At 40.4% G+C, this 19,564-nt stretch carries 13 protein-coding genes; all 13 read left to right on the top strand.

The genetic code is table 11. The features are described from left to right. Nucleotides 1-19 precede the first annotated feature (19 nt). The 13 genes from BLS24_RS09880 to priA all read left to right on the top strand — a co-directional run bounded on the left by BLS24_RS09880 (nucleotide 20) and on the right by priA (nucleotide 19,519). Nucleotides 20-2,227: a beta-galactosidase gene (locus BLS24_RS09880; protein WP_091758596.1), complete on the top strand. Its 2,208-nt coding sequence runs from the start codon at nucleotides 20-22 to the stop codon at nucleotides 2,225-2,227. Nucleotides 2,228-2,308: 81 nt separating this feature from the next. After that, complete coding sequence (locus tag BLS24_RS09875) at nucleotides 2,309-2,581, top strand: hypothetical protein (RefSeq protein WP_091758594.1); 273 nt, start codon at nucleotides 2,309-2,311, stop codon at nucleotides 2,579-2,581. A 239-nt stretch (nucleotides 2,582-2,820) separates the two neighbouring features. Beyond that, the gene (locus tag BLS24_RS09870; protein WP_176764408.1) at nucleotides 2,821-4,557 is read left to right on the top strand and encodes an EAL domain-containing protein; all 1,737 of its coding nucleotides are present in this window, start codon (nucleotides 2,821-2,823) and stop codon (nucleotides 4,555-4,557) included. 2 nt (nucleotides 4,558-4,559) lie between these two features. Continuing rightward, nucleotides 4,560-6,512, top strand: a complete 1,953-nt coding sequence (locus tag BLS24_RS09865; RefSeq protein WP_091758590.1) for an EAL domain-containing protein — start codon at nucleotides 4,560-4,562, stop codon at nucleotides 6,510-6,512. Nucleotides 6,513-6,585: 73 nt separating this feature from the next. Further along, nucleotides 6,586-7,851, top strand: a complete 1,266-nt coding sequence (hisS, locus tag BLS24_RS09860; protein ID WP_091758588.1) for a histidine--tRNA ligase — start codon at nucleotides 6,586-6,588, stop codon at nucleotides 7,849-7,851. A 23-nt stretch (nucleotides 7,852-7,874) separates the two neighbouring features. Next, complete coding sequence (gene rhaM / locus BLS24_RS09855) at nucleotides 7,875-8,189, top strand: L-rhamnose mutarotase (RefSeq protein WP_071176506.1); 315 nt, start codon at nucleotides 7,875-7,877, stop codon at nucleotides 8,187-8,189. A gap of 23 nt (nucleotides 8,190-8,212) precedes the next feature. Then, nucleotides 8,213-9,493: an HlyC/CorC family transporter gene (locus BLS24_RS09850; protein WP_176764407.1), complete on the top strand. Its 1,281-nt coding sequence runs from the start codon at nucleotides 8,213-8,215 to the stop codon at nucleotides 9,491-9,493. Nucleotides 9,494-9,578: 85 nt separating this feature from the next. Next, the gene (scfA, locus tag BLS24_RS09845) at nucleotides 9,579-9,725 is read left to right on the top strand and encodes a six-cysteine ranthipeptide SCIFF (protein ID WP_013281386.1); all 147 of its coding nucleotides are present in this window, start codon (nucleotides 9,579-9,581) and stop codon (nucleotides 9,723-9,725) included. An 85-nt stretch (nucleotides 9,726-9,810) separates the two neighbouring features. Beyond that, nucleotides 9,811-11,247 (top strand): thioether cross-link-forming SCIFF peptide maturase, encoded by a 1,437-nt coding sequence (scfB, locus tag BLS24_RS09840; RefSeq protein WP_091758584.1) that lies wholly within the window; start codon nucleotides 9,811-9,813, stop codon nucleotides 11,245-11,247. Nucleotides 11,248-11,267: 20 nt separating this feature from the next. Further along, nucleotides 11,268-13,553, top strand: a complete 2,286-nt coding sequence (secD, locus tag BLS24_RS09835; protein WP_091758582.1) for a protein translocase subunit SecD — start codon at nucleotides 11,268-11,270, stop codon at nucleotides 13,551-13,553. 258 nt (nucleotides 13,554-13,811) lie between these two features. Next, complete coding sequence (recJ, locus tag BLS24_RS09830) at nucleotides 13,812-15,608, top strand: single-stranded-DNA-specific exonuclease RecJ (protein WP_091758580.1); 1,797 nt, start codon at nucleotides 13,812-13,814, stop codon at nucleotides 15,606-15,608. Nucleotides 15,609-15,765: 157 nt separating this feature from the next. Next, nucleotides 15,766-17,253 carry a UDP-N-acetylmuramoyl-L-alanyl-D-glutamate--2,6-diaminopimelate ligase gene (locus tag BLS24_RS09825; protein WP_091758578.1) on the top strand — a complete coding sequence of 496 codons (1,488 nt, stop codon included), beginning with the start codon at nucleotides 15,766-15,768 and terminating at the stop codon, nucleotides 17,251-17,253. Nucleotides 17,254-17,272: 19 nt separating this feature from the next. Continuing rightward, a complete protein-coding gene (gene priA, locus BLS24_RS09820) occupies nucleotides 17,273-19,519 on the top strand; it encodes a replication restart helicase PriA (RefSeq protein ID WP_091758576.1) in 2,247 nt (748 codons plus the stop codon). The last annotated feature ends 45 nt before the right edge of the window (nucleotides 19,520-19,564 follow it).

The following is a 19,564-nucleotide window of genomic DNA, read 5'->3' as shown; positions in this document are numbered from 1 at the left end:
ACGAAATGAGGACTTTTTTATGATAATTACATCTGACTCCAAGATCTCTTTTGACCCAGTCAGTATTATAGTTGATGGAAAGCGCGTTTTCCCTATGATGGGAGAGATGCACTTTAGCAGATACCCAAAGAAGTATTGGGAAGAAGAGCTCTGCAAGATGAAGGCTGGTGGAATCGACATCGTATCTCTTTATGTTATATGGATCCACCATGAAGAGATTCAGGGCGAGTTTGATTTCACTGGTGACAGATGCCTTAGAGATTTCCTTGCTACAGTCAAGAAATGCGGACTTTATTCAATCCTTAGAATTGGCCCATGGGCCCACGGCGAAGCTAGAAACGGTGGCTTCCCAGACTGGCTACTTCAGGATGCCAAGGATAAGGGATACGAAGTTAGAACAGACGATCCAAGATATCTTAAGCATGTTAAGAAGTTTTATGAAAAGGCCTATGAACAGGCCAAAGGCTTCTTTATCAAGGATGGTGGTCCTGTAATTGGCATTCAGATTGAAAATGAGTATGGACATGTTGGTGGCAAGAATGGTGAAGAGGGTGAGCAGCACATGCGAACTCTTAAGGATATGGCCCTTTCTATCGGATTTGATGCTCCGCTTTATACAGCAACTGGATGGGGCGGCGCTGTAACAGGCGGCATGCTTCCAGTTATGGGCGGATACTGCGAGGCTCCATGGGATCCTAGAACAACAGAAATAGAGCCAAGTGGTAACTACATTTTCACAGAAGAGAGAAATGACCATAATATTGGCTCTGATCACGGACTTGGAGCTGGTATTACCTTTGATATGTCTAAGTTCCCATTCCTTACTGCTGAGCTTGGCGGCGGACTTCAGGTAACGCACCACAGAAGACCTATCGCAACAGGACTTGATACTGCAGCTATGACTATGGTCAAGATGGGATCTGGTGCTAACCTCCTTGGTTACTACATGTACCACGGCGGAACCAATCCAAAGGGCAAGCTTACAACTCTTCAGGAGACCAAGGAAACAGGATATCCTAACGATCTTCCTGCATATTCCTATGATTTCAATGCTCCACTTCGTGAGTACGGACAGATGGAGGATACCTACAGAGAAGTAAGACTTATTTCCAGCTTTGTTCATGACTTTGGCTCTGATATGTGCGATATGCCATATGTGGCTCAGCCAGGCAATCCACTTAAGCCAAATAACCTTACAGACATCAGAACATCTGTAAGATGCAAAAAGAGAAAGCTTTCTGATGGAAGTGAGTGCTACTCTGGATATCTTTTTGTAAATAACTATCAGAGAAGATACAAGATGGCAGATCATGCAGATGCCCGGCTTAAGGCATATGCTGATAATGGCGAAGTTATCTGCAAGTTCCCAAAAAGAGACCTTAAGGATGGAGATTTCTTCTTCTATCCATTCAACATGCCAGTTGGTGACAAAGCTCTTTTAACTATTGATGCTACACCAGTATGCGAGCTTAAAAACTACGATGGCAATGGCCACAGCGCTTACGTGTTATACACAGACGCTGATGAGGATGCTAAGAGTAGCGTTCAGGGCGACCTTGATGGTAACGTCATTGTGACTATCACCAGAAAAGAAGCTGTTCATTCAACTAAGGTTAACATTGTAGGCAGAGATTACCTTATCGTATCTGATGGCGAAGCTGTTACAGCTGCTGATGGAACTGTGGATCTTTACTTTGAGATTGTGGATAAGTGCAGCATGAAGCCTATGTTTAGAGCATTCCCAACTCTTGAGCATACTCCTGCAAGCTTTAATATGTTAAAAGAGGCTGGTAAAGTTGAAAACTTTGCTTCTTCAGATGCTTTTGCAATCTATGAAGGTAAGAAAGAGTACGCAAATAGCACAGTAGCTACTTTTGAAGAAAAGGAAAAGTCAGAAGAAGGCTCAAAATACGAGATCTCAGTATCTGATATGCCAGAAGATTCAAGCGAAGTATTCATTCATATTGATTACAAGGGCTGCGACGCAGAGATGTATAGAGATGGCGATATAATTGCTGATAATTTCTACACTGGACAGGAGTGGGAGATTGGACTTAAGAGATTTGTGGGTAGTCCAAAGGATGTCTTCAATGCAGAAATGAATATCAGACCACTTAAAGAGGGAATGGCTATATATCTTCAGAACTGGCCTGAACTTAAAGATGGCTCCATCTGTGAAATTGACAAAATAAGTTCTCTTGCACAATTCAAAGAAGTTATTTCTTGATTTAACCTGTACTTTATATGTGGTAAAATAGTGTTGTTAGGACATTTGGTTTTAACAACACTATTTTTTTATTTGAAGATCATGGTAAATAATATGTCAGATGGCGAGATGAAAATGACATACTCTGCGATTTTAAGGGACAAGGACGACAAAAAGATTGTCAGAGTCCAGTTCGAGAGACAAAATGGTGCTACTTTAGAGGTTGCAGAGGGTGTTTTACCTGAAGGTAGGATAGTTAAACAGAATGGATATTCACCTGATGAGGTGAAAGACTTGGAGAAATACTTGATGGACAATTCTGACGATATTATTGCCAGAGCTAAAGTGATCAGCAATCCACTTAAATGGCTTTAATAAATTCGGGTTGGAGAGTTTTGATGCGTTATAATATTTATTTTGATATTTGCGCGATGTGTATCTTAATAACTATTGCACTGACCTCTTTGTCAAGGCGACGAGTTCCTGCCTATAGACAGAGAGCTTTTGCATTGCTGTTTACAACAGTATTTTTATCTACTGCATTTGAACGTGTAGAAACTTATCTTCAATTGTTTCCCATCGATGCTCCCTGGTATAACCTGCTAGAAATGCTTATGGGATCATTGTTTTTCTTTGTACATTTAGGATCTGCTTTTGCTTATCTTTTTTACATCATGTCGGTTCTTGACATCTATTATCCTCTTAGATCCCTCAAAGGTTTTTTAGTCCTTAGATTGGGCTATGCTATTGGACTATTGGTCCTTATAATTAATTTCTTTACCCCAATATTATTCTATTATTCATCTGATGGTGCTTATCACAGAGGAAAATTTCTTGCTGTCTTTTACATTATTGCCAGCTACTATATCTTTTATGGCGTTGTTTTGATCTTTAAGTATAGACACCTTATGAGACTCAAGACTGCGGTCATCATTACTTCATACATTCTTTTGGTGTTTGCAGGTATTATAATGCAGTACTTGTATCCTACATTCCTCATAGAGAACTTTTTTAATACTATCAGTATCACATTCATCTTCATCACGCTTCAGAATCCAAGTGAGATGGTTGATGAAACTTTAAATATCCTGAACCGTAAAGCTTTTATGGAAGGCCTTGATCTTAAGACTAAGAGAAACAGCAAGCATAACACTATTTTTGTGACGATAGATAATGTCAGAGCCATTAGTTCAGAGATTGGCTACATGAAGGGACTTGGCGTTTTGAAAAAAATCGCCAAATACCTTACAAATGTCGGCTTTAAGGAACTTGGACTTACAACGTATACCTATAGATATTCTGAATATGTCTTTGCTATAACAGTTCACTCAGAAGATGAAGCTAAGGTCAAAGCTTTGATGTACAAGATATCCTATAGGCTCCATGAACCATGGAGGCATGATGGAATGGCAATCAGAGTTTCTGGCCACTGCTTTCTTATGAGCTATCCAAAGCACTATTTTAGCTCAGCTGAGCTCATTACCAAGGTTGATCTTGTGACAGAGGATATTGCTGTGATCCATAGTCCTGTCTTTGATATCGATACCATTAATTTCATACAGCTCAAAAAAGAAAGAGACTACGACAATCTTGCCAGAGACAATCTGGAAGCAAAGAAGATCGTCATCAAGTTCCAGCCTTTTTTGTCCAAGATCTATAAGATCAATTACAACGCAGATGTACTTGGCTTTTTGCGAGATGAAGTTGGAAATGAGATTGATATGAGAGGTCGTATTCCTGAGAGAACTGTAACACAGACTCTTATGGATGCTAATGAATATGTATTTAGACACGCCTGCAGAGCTCTGGCTTTCTGGAATGCAGGAGATAAAAATGGTAAGTATAGGGCAGTGGTTGGAATGTCTCAGGGCGAGATCTCTAAAACTGATTTCATAAAGAGGGTAAAGAGAATCCTTAGAGAAGAAAAGGCTGATGGAAGCTGGGTCAGCATCAAACTTACGGAGACAACCCTAACAACAATGAATCCAATAGCAGAAAGAAATATCAAGATGCTCAAGGATATTGGATGCTACATAATTGTTGATAAATTTGGAAGTGGTTATGGGGATCTTGAAAAGATCCTGTCACTTCCCGTAATGCAGGTAAATATCGGCTCTTCAGTCCTTAGATCAGCCGCTGAATCAGAGGATATGAAGAAAGTAGCACAGGGTATAGTAAATCTCTTCCATGACATAAGTATTTTTGTGTGCGCAACAGATATCTTGACCAAAGAGGATCTGGAAATGGCAGAGAGTCTTGGATGCGACTACCTTATTGGAGATTACCTTTGCGCACCTATCAAAGATAGTTCTTACGTAAACTTTATTGATGCATATTTTGACGAGGGATAAAAATGGAATTCTTGATCAATCCTCAACATTATAATGCGTGCTTTTCAGTTGCATCACTTGTTTTGCTGGTGGTAATCCTGATCATCTACTTATCAGAAGATTATTACTATGGCAAACAAAGTGCTATTTTTGGTGTGCTCATTTTTAACGGAATAGTAATGAATGTCATGGGGCTCATACACAATCTGTGGTCCTTTGGTGAAGGAGGCTCTTTTGTTTCCTATGACGCAAATTGTGCAGCCCAGATCATAGAGAGAGTCTGCATTTATATCATGGCGTATTACAGTATGGCCTATGTGCTGGCTATTTTTCATATTGATCCACCAAATCTCTTCAGAAAGCTCATATTAGTTCTTCCGGCAGCATATCCTTTAATGGTCATCGCCAGTGGATTTTTCTCGGACTATTTCTATTCTTTTGATAGCAATGGGGAGCTTCAATATCACTATCCTCAGGCAGGAACCATTAACCTTGGAATATGGCTCTATTTCATATTTGGAGCCTATCTTCTTATTAAGTATGCCAAGACCCTTAGTTCAGAGAAGTTTTTGGCAATACTTATGTATTATATCCTGTTGTTTACAGGTATTCCTGTAAGGATCCTAACTAGATCAAGCTCAATATTTGAATTTAGTGTATCTATCGCCATGCTTCTTTGTGTTTATACTTTCCAAAATCCAAGTGAGTTCATGGATAGATTCTCTGGAACAGGCACCAGAAAAGCACTTGATTTCTCGATCTCTACAAATCTTTTACAGAAAAAAGCTTTTACACTCCTGATAATCTACGTTGATAAGCTGTCTGTGATAATAGGAAGCGAGCAGATGGAGGTTTCATCAGGTCTCTTGACACAGCTTACAAGATACTTTAAGTCATTTATTGATGGTTCAAACGTGTTTTATATTGAAGATGGTAGCTATGCCCTTATCATTCCTAATGTGAATGCAGATGCCCCTGTTATAGGCAAGACTTCTGACCAGGTAAAGAAAAGATTTAAGGATCCATGGGTGTTTAAGGACGACCAGATCAAGCTCTTTGTGAGCACCTGTGCAATAAGCTTTCCTAATGAGATCTATTCTCTTGAAAGATACAACGAGATAAGAGGAGTCATCAGAAAGGCTCTTGCAAGGCTTAGTAGAGATATGATCAGAGTTACCGATCTTAATCTTAAGTACGTTGAGCATGACAAAAAGATAGATAACATCGTAAAGCATGCCCTTGAAGACAAAAATTTAGAGGTTTATTATCAGCCAATCTATTGTCCTGAAAAAGGAAAATATACAACCTGCGAGGCTTTGGTAAGACTAAAGGATCCTCAGTTTGGTTTTATTTCACCTGCGGTATTTATGCCTGTTGCTGAGCGCAATGGAGCAGTCCTTGCTATAGATAAGTTTGTGCTTGACTCTGTCTGCAAGATGATCACATCAACTGGTGTCTGCGACATGGGAGTAGACTTTATTGAAGTTAACCTCTCAATTGTAGACTGTATCCAGACTAATATGGCAGATAATATCCTTAGCACTTTACAAAAGCATGGAGTTAGCACTGACAGGATCAACTTCGAGCTTACTGAAACTTGGGAAAAAGACATTACTTCAGTAGTTGATGAGAATATCGATAAGCTTCTTAAGGCAGGAGTAAAGTTTTCTATGGACGATTTTGGAACAGGTTATTCCAATATTGCCAGAATATCGAACCTTCCTGTTAATGTGTTCAAGCTTGATAAGAGTATCATTCAATCTGCCTTTGATTCTGAGACTTCGTATATGGTCATGCTCAATATGATCAAGATCATAAAGTCCCTTGGAAAAGAGATAGTGGCTGAAGGTGCTGAGACAGAAGAGCAGGCAAAACAGATCATGAAATTAGGATGCGATTACATCCAGGGATTCTACTATTCAAGGCCTCTTCCTGCGGATAAGTTTGTAGAGTTCATTGCTGAACATAACAAGTAGGGAAAACGTTGCAAAGGCCTTGTATTAAGTGTACAATATTTCATGTTTATTTTTGCATATAGAAAGGGATTTTATGGCACTTATTAAGAAACCTGTTACCGGTATGAAGGATATTTTGCCTTCAGAGATGAAACTTAGAGATTACTGCATAGGTATTATCAAGAAGACTTATGCTGAATTTGGATTTACTTCTATCGAGACTCCTTGTGTTGAGTCACTTGCCAACCTTAATAGTAAGCAGGGCGGCGAAAATGAAAAGCTTATCTTCAAGGTTATGAAAAGAGGAGAGAAGCTCAATTTAGAGACTGCTAAAGAGGAAAATGATCTTACTGATTCAGGCCTTCGTTATGACCTTACAGTTCCTCTTGTTCGTTTTTATGCTAACCATGCCAACGAACTCCCATCACCATTCAAGGCACTTCAGATGGGAAATGTATGGAGAGCAGACAGACCTCAGAAGGGTAGATATCGTCAGTTCATGCAGTGCGATATCGATATTTTAGGTGAAGCATCTAACCTTGCTGAGATAGAGCTTATTCTTGCTACAACTACAACTCTTGGAAGACTTGGTTTCAAGGACTTCAAGATCCGTATCAATGATCGTCAGATCCTTAAGGCAATGGCTGCATACAGCGGATTTGCTGAGGAAGATTATGACAATGTATTTATCACTCTGGACAAGATGGACAAGATCGGTATCGATGGTGTTGCAGAGGAGCTTGAAAAGAGCGGTTATGCCAAGGAGAGCATCGACAAGTATCTTGATCTTTTCAGAGCAGTAGAAGGCAAGAACGGTGTAGATGGCCTTAAGGTTATTGCTGAGAAGCTTGGAGACTTCCTTTCAGAAGAGGTTAATGAAGGGCTTCAGGAGATCATCAGCAGCGTAGAGACTACTAAGTCAGCTCAGTTTGAGATGGTATTTGATCCTACACTTGTACGTGGAATGTCATATTATACAGGAACTATCTTCGAAGTTGCTATGCCACAGTACGGTGGAAGCTGCGGTGGTGGCGGACGTTACGACAAGATGGTAGGTAAGTTCCTTGGACAGGATACACCAGCTTGCGGATTCTCAATCGGTTTTGAGCGTATCATCATGATCATGATGGATGAAGGCTTCAAGATTCCTGGAGAGAGTGACAAGGTTGCATACCTTATCGAGAAGGGTGTTAAGGGACAGAGACTTTCAGATATCATTGCAGAAGCTCAGAAGGAAAGAGCAGAAGGCAAGCAGGTACTTGTTGTACGTATGAACAAAAATAAAAAGTTCCAGAAGCAGCAGCTTTCTGAACAGGGATATGAGGAGACAAAGGAGTTTTATCTTAATCCTTTGAACTAATAAAGACTAGAGAGGGTATAGACATGATAAGAAAAGGCTTTAAGATGAAGCTGTATCCAGGAATGGCAAAAGAGTATGAGAAGCGTCACAATGAGCTTTGGCCTGAGATGCAGGAAATGATCCATGAACATGGGGGACACAATTACAGTATCTATTTAGATGAAGAGACTAATGTATTGTATGGTTATATCGAGATAGAAGATGAAGAGCTTTGGGCAAAGAGTGCTGATACTCCTATCAACCGCAAATGGTGGGATTTCATGGCAGATATTATGGATACCAATCCAGACAACAGCCCTGTAGCTGTAGATCTTCATCCAGTATTTCACTTGGATTAAGAGTTTTCTTATAGGAGGAAATTGTGGACACACACGCGATACGACTCGCTATATTGATCGTACTTGTATTTTTGTCAGCATTCTTTTCATCAGCTGAGACAGCCTTTATGACAGTCAATAAGGTCAAGATGAGAGCTATGCTCGACGATGGTAAAAAAGGCGCAGGTACAGTGCTTAATATATGCGAGGACACACAGAAGCTTCTTTCTGCGATACTTATTGGCAATAACATTGTCAACCTTAGTGCATCTGCACTTATGACAGTATATGTGACAGAGCTTTTTGGAAGTAAGCTTATTGGCGTAGGTACAGGAATACTGACACTTGTTGTACTAATTTTTGGCGAGATCATACCAAAGACTATAGCAACAGCTCATGCTGAGACTTTGTCCTTGTGGTATGCGCCACTTATCGTAGCTATCATGTATATCATGATGCCCTTAAGCTTCATCATAAATGGCATTGCTACGATCATCCTTAAGATCATAAGAGTAGACACCAATAACAAGCAGTCCATGACTGAGACTGAGCTCAAGACCTATGTAGATGTAAGCCACGAAGATGGCGTCATCGAAAGCGGTGAGAAACAGATCATCTACAATGTCTTTGATTTTAGTGATGCTCTTGCCAAGGATATCATGATTCCAAGGATCGATATGAGCTGTGTTAGCTCAGATGCCGATTACAATGAGGTCATGAAAGCCTTCAAGGAAGATATGTACACCAGAATTCCAGTGTATGAAGGTAATGAACAGGATAATATAATAGGCCTAATCAATGTAAAAGACCTTATTCTTGTAGAAGATAAAGAAAACTTCAAGATAAAGGATTACATCAGAAAAGCTTATTACACCTATGAATTTAAAAAGACAGCTGATCTTCTCATGGAAATGAGAGAAAAAACTCAGAACGTGGCATTTGTTTTATCTGAGTATGGTGCAACTGTTGGTATGATCACCTTAGAGGATCTCTTAGAAGAGATCGTTGGCGAGATCAGAGATGAGTATGACCTTGATGAAGCAGAGCTGATCAAGAACGTAGGTGGAAAGAGATATCTTGTAGAGGGCAATATGAAGCTTGATGATATCAACAATGCTCTTGGCACGGATCTTGATTCCGAGGACTACGATTCTATAGGTGGACTTATGATCGAGAATCTTGACAGACTTCCTGGAAATGGTGAGACAGTAACACTGGATAACGGTATTACGCTTACTGCAAGAGGTGTTAAGAGAAACAGGATCACCAAGGTTCTTATGACAGTTAACACACCTGTGGAAAACGAAGAAAAAGAAACACTTTAAACTTTTTACAATATATGTTATACTAGGACGATGTAAAAAACTCGAAAGTGGAAAATTAGTTAACATTTTCAAGTAGGAGGCAATTATGAAGCACGTAAAGTCATTAGTTACAAGAAATCTTAAAGAGTCAATGAAGAAGGGCGGATGCGGTGAGTGCCAGACATCATGCCAGTCTGCTTGCAAGACATCTTGCACAGTAGGTAACCAGAGCTGCGAGCAGCTTAGCAAGTAATTCTTGATATTTAGGAAAATGTAATTATTTCGGGCAGCGGCCGAGGTCGCTGCCTGCTTTGTGTAAAACTTATTTAGGAGATTTTATGATTCACGCTTATAAGAACAACGGTTACAACATTGTTCTAGATGTTAACAGCGGGTCAGTTCACGTAGTTGATGATGTTGTTTTTGATCTAGTTAGTTTTGTTGAGGACAAGCTCAGTGGCAAGTATGGCAGTGCTGCAGCCGCTGATGACGAACAGGAAGTTAAAAAAGAAGATTTAGAATGGCTCTCTAAGGAAGCTCTTTCCTTGGATGGCGTTTCTGATAAATATTCTCAGGAAGAGATTTCTGAAGCAGTTGAGGAACTCTTAGAGCTTCGCGTGGCACAGGTTCTTTATACAGATGATGTATATGAGAATTATGTTGACGATTTCCAGAATAGAGAGACTGTAGTTAAGGCTCTTTGCCTCAATATCGCACATGATTGTAATCTTAGATGTAAATATTGTTTTGCTGATGAGGGTGAGTATCACGGCAGAAGAGCTCTCATGAGTGAAGAAGTTGGTAAGAAGGCTCTTGATTTCCTTGTAGCTAATTCAGGAAATCGTAGAAACCTAGAGGTTGACTTCTTTGGCGGCGAGCCACTTATGAACTGGGAAGTAGTCAAGAAGATCGTTGAGTATGGTCGTTCGATCGAGAAAGAGCATAACAAGAATTTCCGTTTCACAATTACTACAAACGGAACTCTTTTAAATGATGAAATTCTTGAATATGTAAATAAAGAGATGGGTAACATCGTTCTTTCCATCGATGGACGTAAGGAAGTTCATGATTTCATGCGCCCTAGACGTGGAGGACAGGGCAGCTATGATGATATAGTTGCTAAGTTCCAGAAGGTAGCAGAGAGCCGTCATCAGCTCAGATACTTTGTAAGAGGAACATTTACTCACAATAACCTTGATTTTTCTGAAGATGTCAAGCATCTTGCAGATCTTGGATTCAAGCAGATCTCTGTAGAGCCAGTAGTAGCCAAGCCAGAAGATTGGTACGCTCTTAAGGATGAGGACATTCCAAAGCTTTGCGAGGAATATGACAAGCTTGCTAAGCTCTATCTTGAGAGACAGAAAGAGGGAAGAGGCTTTAACTTCTTCCATTTCAATATCGATCTTGAGGGTGGCCCTTGCGTAGCCAAGAGACTTTCTGGATGTGGATCAGGATGTGAATATCTTGGTGTTACACCATGGGGAGACCTTTATCCTTGTCATCAGTTTGTTGGTAATGAAGATTTTATTATGGGTAATGTATACGAAGGTATTACCAGAAACGATATCAGGGAAATGTTCAAAAAGAGTAATGTATACTCAAGACCTGAGTGTGAGAAATGCTTTGCCAGATATTATTGCAGCGGTGGTTGTGCTGCAAATGCCTATAATTTCAACGGCGATATCAATACGACATATAAGCACGGATGTGAGCTTCAGAGAAAGCGAATTGAATGTGCGATTATGATAAAAGCGGCTATGGCCGAAGAAGCTTAATGTAACGGGAGGATATATCAATGAAAAAGCTAAAGTCATTTTTAGCTCTCATCGTAGTCCTTTTACTGCTTGGGGGAGTTGGTTATTCAGCAGTTTACGGACTTGGTGCGGACAAGTCAGGATCACTTTCAAGTATCAGCCTTGGTCTTGACCTTGCAGGTGGTGTAAGTATCACCTATGAAGTATCAGGAGAAGAGAATCCTGATAAAGAGGATATGAGCGATACAATCTACAAGCTCCAGCAGCGTGTAGAGCAGTATAGCACAGAAGCCTTAGTATATCAGGAAGGTTCAAATAGAATTAACATCGAGATTCCTGGCGTATCAGATGCAAACAAGATACTTAAGGAACTCGGACAGCCTGGTAACCTTTATTTCATCGCTCAGACAGATAGCGAAGGCAATCAGAACTATTCATATCACTATGGAGTTAATGCTGATGGCACTATGGAAGTAGACGATGCCGGAAACCTCATCATGGGTTATGTTCTTGATAAATCATTGGAAGACCTTGAGGCAGATGGTTCAATTGTTCTTACAGGTGATCAGGTAGCTAGCTCACAGGCAGCTTCACAGCAGGATTCTTATGGCGCTCAGGAGCCAGTTGTTTCTCTTGAGTTTACAGAAGAAGGCGCTAAGGCATTTGCTGAGGCAACAGCTAAGGCTTATGCAGCTGGTGAGACAATTGGTATTTACTATGACGGTCACTTCATCAGTGTCCCTCGTGTTCAGGCAGAAATCACAGATGGTAAGGCTGTTATCACAGGACAGAGTACATATGAAGAAGCCCAGAACCTTGCTTCACTTATCAGAATCGGTGGACTTAAGCTTCAGCTTACAGAACTTCGTTCTAGTGTAGTTGGTGCTCAGCTTGGATCAGATGCTATCAGGACATCACTTATTGCAGCAGCAGTAGGATTTGTTCTTATCGCAATCTTCATGATCGTGTTCTTTAGATTACTTGGTTTTTCAGCAACACTTGCTCTTGCATTCTACTGCGGACTTATAGTGTTCCTTCTCTCAGCATTTGAGATGACACTTACACTTCCTGGTATTGCAGGTATCATCCTTTCAATTGGTATGGCGGTTGATGCTAACGTGCTTGTATTCTCCAGAATCAAAGAGGAACTTGCAGTTGGTAAGTCAGTTGATGAAGCTAGAAAGAATGGATATAACAAAGCTCTTTCATCAATCCTTGATGGTAACATCACAACTCTTATCGTAGCTATCGTTCTTAGAATTGGTGGAACAGGTTCTATCAAGGGATTTGCTGAGACACTTATCCTTGGTATCATCCTTTCAATGTTCACAGCTCTCGTAGTTACAAGGGTTATTACTTCTATCCTCTACGGACTTGGATTTGAAAATGTAGCTTTCTATGGTAAGGCTAAGAAGATTGAAACAATCGACTTTGTTTCAAAGAGAAAGATCTTCTACGTAATTTCTGCTCTTGTGATCGTAGTTGGTATCGCTACAATGGGTATCAATTCAGCAAAGGGTATTGGCGCATTCAATTACAGCCTTGACTTCGTTGGTGGTACATCATCAACAGTTACTTTTGATCAGGACTATGATCGTGAGACAATTGAAAGCAAGATCGTACCTGATATCAAGAATGCAGCTAGCGTAAGCGAAGTTCAGTTCAACAAGGTTGCAGGAACAAATCAGGTAGTATTCAAGACAACAACTCTTGATATTTCAAAGAGAGAAGCTGTTGAGACTATGTTTGAAAATAACTATGGCATAACAGCTGATAACATTGCTGTTGAGACAATCAGTTCAACAATTTCAGGTGAGATGAGAGGCGCAGCTGTTAAAGCTCTTATCGTAGCACTTGTACTTATGCTTATCTACATCTGGGTAAGATTCAAGGACATCAAGTTTGGTGCTGCAGCTATTATAGCTCTTGCACATGATGCACTTGTTGTTATCACAGCTTATGCACTTATTAGATACCTTTCAGTAGGTAGCACATTCATCGCAGTAGTACTTACAATCATTGGTTACTCAATCAACGATACAATCGTTACATTCGACCGTATCCGTGAGAACCTTCATGATGCTACTAATAGAAGAGAAGCAGCAGATCTTGTTAACAGATCAGTTTCACAGACAGTTACACGAAGCTTGTTCACATCTGCTACAACATTCTTCACAGTACTTGCACTTTTCATCTTTGGTGTTGCTGATATCAAAGCATTTGCACTTCCTCTTATGGTTGGTGTTATCTGCGGAACATATTCATCAATCTTCATCGCATCACCAATCTGGTACGACCTTAAGACAAAGTTCAAGAAGAAAGCTTGAGGTGCTGGTAGCGGACGCATGAACGGCATTATTTTTCATTGTTCGCTCAGTAGTATTTTTTGTAGGATACATTAAACATTCAAATAACCCTAGTAGATTTACTTCACATTCGTTCAGAACGTAGATCTACTAGGGTTATTTTCATGTTATGTATCTACTACAAAAAATAATAGGAAAAATATGGTATGATATCAGATGAGTGTTCGCACATTATACATAGAAGAACACAATTTTTTTTATATAAGGATTTAGGTAATTATGGCAAAATGGATGATAGCAAATAAGAAAGCTGATTTTGATGGGATTGCCAAGGAATTTGGAATCACTAATATTACAGCCAGACTTATTGCTAACAGGCTTATAGATAGTAGAGAAAATGAGGCAGAAAAGTGTAATACTCAGACTGTTGATGAGTACCTTCACGGAAGCTTGTCCATGCTCCATGATCCAGCTGGAATGGCGGATATGGAAAAGGGAGCAAGGATCATGCTTGATAGGATCAAGGCTGGGGACAAGATAAGAGTAATAGGAGACTATGACGTTGATGGCATATGTTCATCATATATCTTGGTTTCTGGACTTTCTCTTATGGGAGCAACAGTAGATTGCGTTCTTCCTGACAGGATCAAGGATGGATATGGCCTTAGTATCAAGCTTGTGGATGATGCTCTTGCAGATGGCATTGATACTATCATTACTTGCGACAATGGAATTGCAGCCTATGACCAGGTTCAGCATGCCAAGGATAACGGCATGAATATTGTTGTCACAGACCATCACGAGGTTCCAAAGGATGGAGACAAAGAGATCCTTCCTCCTGCAGATGCAGTAATAGATCCAAAGAGACAGGATGGAACTTATCCATTTAAAGAGATCTGCGGAGCAGTAGTGGCTTATAAGTTCCTTCAGGTTATGGCTGGTCTTTTTGATGACAAAAAAGACGAATTAAAGGCCTTTTTTGACGAGAAGATCATCTTTGCAGGAATTGCTACTGTATGCGACGTAATGGAGCTTAGAGACGAAAATAGGATCATTGTGAAGGAATCCCTAAACAGAATTCCTTATACATCAAATAAGGGCTTAAAAGCGCTTATAAACGTAAATGGTCTTAATGCTCGTGAGATGTCTAGCTTTCACTATGGATTTGTGATCGGACCATGCCTTAATGCAACAGGAAGACTTGACCTTGCAACAAGGGCGCTTTCACTATTTACCTGTGAGGATGAGGCTACAGCTGCCAGGATAGCCGGCGATCTTAAGGCTATGAATGATGACCGCAAGGACCTTACCAAGAAGGGCGTTGATGAAGCTATAGAAATGGTTGAGAGCCAGAGCCAGGAAGGAAATCTTCCAAAGGTCATTGTTTTGTACCTTCCAAAGGTTCATGAGTCTATAGCAGGTATCATTGCTGGTAAGGTAAAAGAGAAGTATTACAGACCTACAATTATCCTAACTAAAGCTTTAGATGGCGGCGCCAAGGGATCTGGAAGATCAATTGAGAGCTATGACATGTTTGAACATTTATCTGCATGCAAAGAGCTCTTTACTAAGTTTGGCGGACACAAGATGGCTGCAGGACTTTCACTTCCTGAGGAAAATATCGAGATCTTAAGAAAAAGGCTTAACGACGAATGTGAACTTAAACCAGAAGATTTTCAGGAGATCGTTCACCTTGATATGGTAATGCCACTTAAATACGCTACTATGGATCTTGTTAAAGAGTTTAAATATCTTGAACCTTTTGGAACAGGAAACTCTAAACCAAGCTTTGCTCAAAGAGATGTATATCTTTTATCTGGTAGGATTCTTGGCAAGAACAAGAACTGCGGCAAATACAAAGTATCAGACGGAACAGGCAAGATCCTTGATATGATGTACTTTGGAGATATGGATAAGTGGCATGGATTCCTTACTGAGAAATATGGTCAGGAGGGACTTGATGAGCTATATGCCGGAACAGCAGAAAATATGAAGGTAAATATAGCATATTATCCGGATATCAATAGTTATCAGGGAAGAGATAGCATTCAGATAGTAATGAATGATTTTGTGTAAAAAAAATACCCCTAAAACCACAAAAACACACGCGAAGCGTGTGTCTGCGGTTTCTTATGAGGGGGAGATTGTGAGCTATTGCTCACATCTATACGTATATAATACTGCAAAATTGTGAATAAAATGTGACGAAAAAATAAAAAATGGAGAGGCTAATATGAAACTAAGTAATTTACTGGAAAAACTAGAATTTGAAGTGACTAGAGGGAATTCTAGAGAGAAGATCGACCCATCAGTTGTCGAAATAAAGGATGTAGTTAACGACAACAGAAAGATTTCTGAAGGATCTCTTTTCATCTGCATCAAGGGTGCAAATTTTGATGGACATAGCTGTGCAAAAGAAGCTGCTGAAAAGAAGGCTGCAGCAATCGTTGTAAGTCAGGATGTAGAGCTTCCAGAAGGCTCTGATATTGCAGTAGTAAGAGTAAAAGATACTAGATATGCAATGGCATTTATCTCAGCAGCTTACTTTGGAAATCCAGCAAGCAAATTAAAGACTATCGGTATCACAGGAACAAAGGGTAAGACAACAACAACTTATCTTATCAGAAACATGCTTGAGAACGCAGGTCATAAGGTTGGTCTTATTGGAACTATCGAAGTCATCATTGGCGATGAGCATATTCATGCAGAGAACACAACACCTGAGTCATTCGCGCTTCAGGAATACATGGCCAAGATGGTTGAAGCTGGATGCGATAGCGTAGTAATGGAAGTATCATCTCAGGGACTTATGCTTCATAGAACTCAGGGATTTACTTTTGATATAGGTATCTTCACAAATATCGAACCTGATCACATTGGACCAAACGAGCACACTGACTTTGAAGACTATATGCATTGCAAGAGCCTTCTTTTCAAGCAGTGTAAGGTTGGTATCTTAAACGGTGATGATGTTCATGTTGATGATATCTTAGAGGGACACACATGCAAGGTTCAGACTTACGGATTTGGTGAAGGCTGCGACCTTAGAGCAATCAATCTTGCATATATCCACAAGCCAGGCGAACTTGGTGTATTCTTTGATACTGATGGATTCCTTAAAATGCATGCAGAGATCAAGACACCAGGTAAGTTCAGTGTATACAATGCTCTTTGTGCTATTGCTGTTGCACACAATCTTGGATGCACACCAGAAGAGATCGCACCTGCCCTTAAGGAAGCCAAGGTTAAAGGAAGAATTGAGATGGTCAAGGTGTCTGATGATTTCACACTTATGATCGACTATGCTCACAATGCTATGGCCCTTAAGAGCCTTCTTACAACACTTCGCGATTATCATCCAAACAGACTTATCTGCCTCTTTGGCTGCGGTGGCAACAGAAGTAAGCTCAGACGTTTTGAGATGGGTGAAGTAAGTGGAAGATATGCTGATGTTACTATCATCACATCTGACAACCCTCGTTTCGAGGAGCCAGAGGATATCATAAATGATATTGAGACTGGTATGAAGAAGACAGATGGTAAGTACATCAAGATCACAGATAGAAAAGAAGCTATTGCATACGCCATTGATCACGGCGAGCAGGGCGATATCATCGTACTTGCAGGTAAAGGCCACGAGGACTATCAGGAGATCAAGGGCGTAAAGTATCACATGGATGAACGTGAACTTATCCAGGAGATTCTCGACGAGAGAAAGTAAATCATTGTAAACTATATTTATGTACGCAAATGTAATCATTGATATTTCACATGAGAAGGTGGACAAGCCTTTTCAATATAAGGTACCCGATAACCTAGCGGGTAAGATTGACATTGGAAGCCCTGTAGTTATTCCCTTCGGTAGAGGGAATACTACCAGAAAGGGCTTTGTTATTGAGCTCACAGATGAGCCTAATTGGGATCCTGACAAGATAAAAGAGATAATCGATGTATCTGATGAAGTGGTATCAGCTCAGGATATATCAATGAAGCTTGCAGCCTGGATGAAAAGACACTACGGTTCTACCATGATAGCTGCTCTTAGGACAGTTCTTCCTGCAGCCAAGAAGCAGAATATACAGGTCCACAAGTACATTTCTCTTAGAATGGACTTAAGGCAGGCAAGAGATCTTTATAACGAGTGTGTTAGGAAAAAGCAAAAAGCCAGAGAAAGGCTTTTAAAGGAGCTTTTAGAGAATCCTGAAGACAGGATTCCTTATGAATTTGTTACTGGTAAGCTTAATATAGCTTCTCAGACCATCAAAGCGCTTTCTGACCAGGGAATCATCAAGATTGAGAGTGAAGAGTATTATAGAAAGCCAGTGGCAGCAGAGAGTTCAAGATATGGCAAGGCTGTCCTTAGTGATGAGCAGCAGCATATCGTTGATACTGTCAAAAGAGATTACGATGAGGGCAAAAGAAATACATACCTCATTCACGGCATTACTGGAAGCGGCAAGACGGAAGTGTATATTGCCCTTATTGATGATGTTATCAAAAGGGGTAAACAGGCAATTGTTCTGATTCCAGAAATAGCCCTTACCTATCAGACTTTGATGAGATTCTACAGACACTTTGGAGACAGAGTATCTGTAATGAATTCTACACTTTCTCCAGGAGAAAAATTTGATCAGATGGAGAGAGCAAGAACTGGCGATATAGATATCATTATCGGACCAAGATCAGCTCTTTTCACACCATTTCCAAATACAGGAATCATAATAATCGATGAGGAACATGAGTCTGCCTATAAGAGCGAGACCATGCCCAAATACCACGCAAGGGAAACAGCAATAGAGTTATCTAAGCTTCTTCCTGATGGGGCAGCTGTAGTACTAGGATCAGCCACACCTTCCTTGGAGTCTTATTACAGAGCTCAGACAGGAGAGTACAAGTTATTTGAGCTAAATAGAAGGCTTACAGGCGGGACACTTCCTACAGTTGAGATAGCAGACCTTAGAGAAGAACTCAGAAAAGGCAACAGATCCATCTTTTCATTAAGATTACAGGAGCTCATAGAGGATAGACTTAGTAGAGGCGAGCAGACAATGCTCTTTATCAATAGAAGAGGTCTTGCCGGATTTGTATCCTGTAGATCCTGCGGACATGTATTTAAATGCCCACACTGCGACGTAGCTCTTTCTGAGCACAGAGGTGGAAGGCTTGTGTGTCACTACTGCGGCTATGAAGAACCAGTCAAAAAAATCTGTCCAAAATGTTCTTCTAAATATGTTTCTTCCTTCAGGGCAGGAACACAGCAGATAGAAGATGAGGTCAAGAAGTTCTGGCCACAGGCCAAGGTCCTTAGAATGGATGCTGATACCACTAGAGCCAAAGGAAGTTATGAGAAGATCCTTTCAGCCTTTGCCAACAAAGAAGCTGATGTACTTGTGGGAACGCAGATGATCGTAAAAGGGCATGACTTCCCTGACGTTACTTTGGTTGGAATACTTGCGGCAGACATGTCTCTTTACGCTAGTGACTATAGAGCAAGTGAGAGAACCTTCCAGCTCCTGACTCAGGCAGCGGGAAGAGCAGGCAGAGGAGACAAAAAAGGCAACGTTATAATCCAGAGCTATCAGCCTGACCATTACAGCATAATTGCGGCGTCCAAGCAGGATTACAAGGAGTTTTATGATGAGGAGATCGCTTACAGAGATCTTTTGAGCTATCCTCCTGTGTCGCACATGATGTCAGTTCAGATCATGAGTAAGGACGAAGAAGAGGGAATGGCCTTTGCTACAAGGCTCAGAACTCTTATGGAACAGAGAAAGCTTGAAGGTTCTGTATTTATTGGACCTGCAGCGGCCTCGATCGGAAGGATCAATGACATCTACAGAATGGCTGTTTATGTTAAGATGAGCGATTATCAGGGACTTATATATTACAAAGACCTATTAGAAAAATATATCAGAAGCCTTGAAGACCAAGGAAAACTTAGGTATATATCAGTTCAGTTTGACTTTGATCCAGTCAATGGATTCTAAGAAGTAGTTGACATTTTTTAAAAATAAGATATCATATAATAAAAT

It is taken from the genome of Butyrivibrio sp. INlla18 (assembly GCF_900103635.1).
In the GTDB taxonomy this organism is placed as follows: domain Bacteria; phylum Bacillota; class Clostridia; order Lachnospirales; family Lachnospiraceae; genus Butyrivibrio.
This window is presented reverse-complemented; position numbering and strand designations above follow the sequence as displayed.

Excerpts from the sequence above, each read along its gene's own strand:
- BLS24_RS09880 (WP_091758596.1), top strand. The coding sequence starts at position 20 with ATGATAATTACATCTGACTCCAAGATCTCTTTTGACCCAGTCAGTATT.
- BLS24_RS09875 (WP_091758594.1), top strand. The coding sequence starts at position 2,309 with ATGGTAAATAATATGTCAGATGGCGAGATGAAAATGACATACTCTGCG.
- BLS24_RS09870 (WP_176764408.1), top strand. The coding sequence starts at position 2,821 with ATGGGATCATTGTTTTTCTTTGTACATTTAGGATCTGCTTTTGCTTAT.
- BLS24_RS09865 (WP_091758590.1), top strand. The coding sequence starts at position 4,560 with ATGGAATTCTTGATCAATCCTCAACATTATAATGCGTGCTTTTCAGTT.
- hisS (WP_091758588.1), top strand. The coding sequence starts at position 6,586 with ATGGCACTTATTAAGAAACCTGTTACCGGTATGAAGGATATTTTGCCT.
- rhaM (WP_071176506.1), top strand. The coding sequence starts at position 7,875 with ATGATAAGAAAAGGCTTTAAGATGAAGCTGTATCCAGGAATGGCAAAA.
- scfA (WP_013281386.1), top strand. The coding sequence starts at position 9,579 with ATGAAGCACGTAAAGTCATTAGTTACAAGAAATCTTAAAGAGTCAATG.
- scfB (WP_091758584.1), top strand. The coding sequence starts at position 9,811 with ATGATTCACGCTTATAAGAACAACGGTTACAACATTGTTCTAGATGTT.
- secD (WP_091758582.1), top strand. The coding sequence starts at position 11,268 with ATGAAAAAGCTAAAGTCATTTTTAGCTCTCATCGTAGTCCTTTTACTG.
- recJ (WP_091758580.1), top strand. The coding sequence starts at position 13,812 with ATGGCAAAATGGATGATAGCAAATAAGAAAGCTGATTTTGATGGGATT.
- BLS24_RS09825 (WP_091758578.1), top strand. The coding sequence starts at position 15,766 with ATGAAACTAAGTAATTTACTGGAAAAACTAGAATTTGAAGTGACTAGA.
- priA (WP_091758576.1), top strand. The coding sequence starts at position 17,273 with ATGTACGCAAATGTAATCATTGATATTTCACATGAGAAGGTGGACAAG.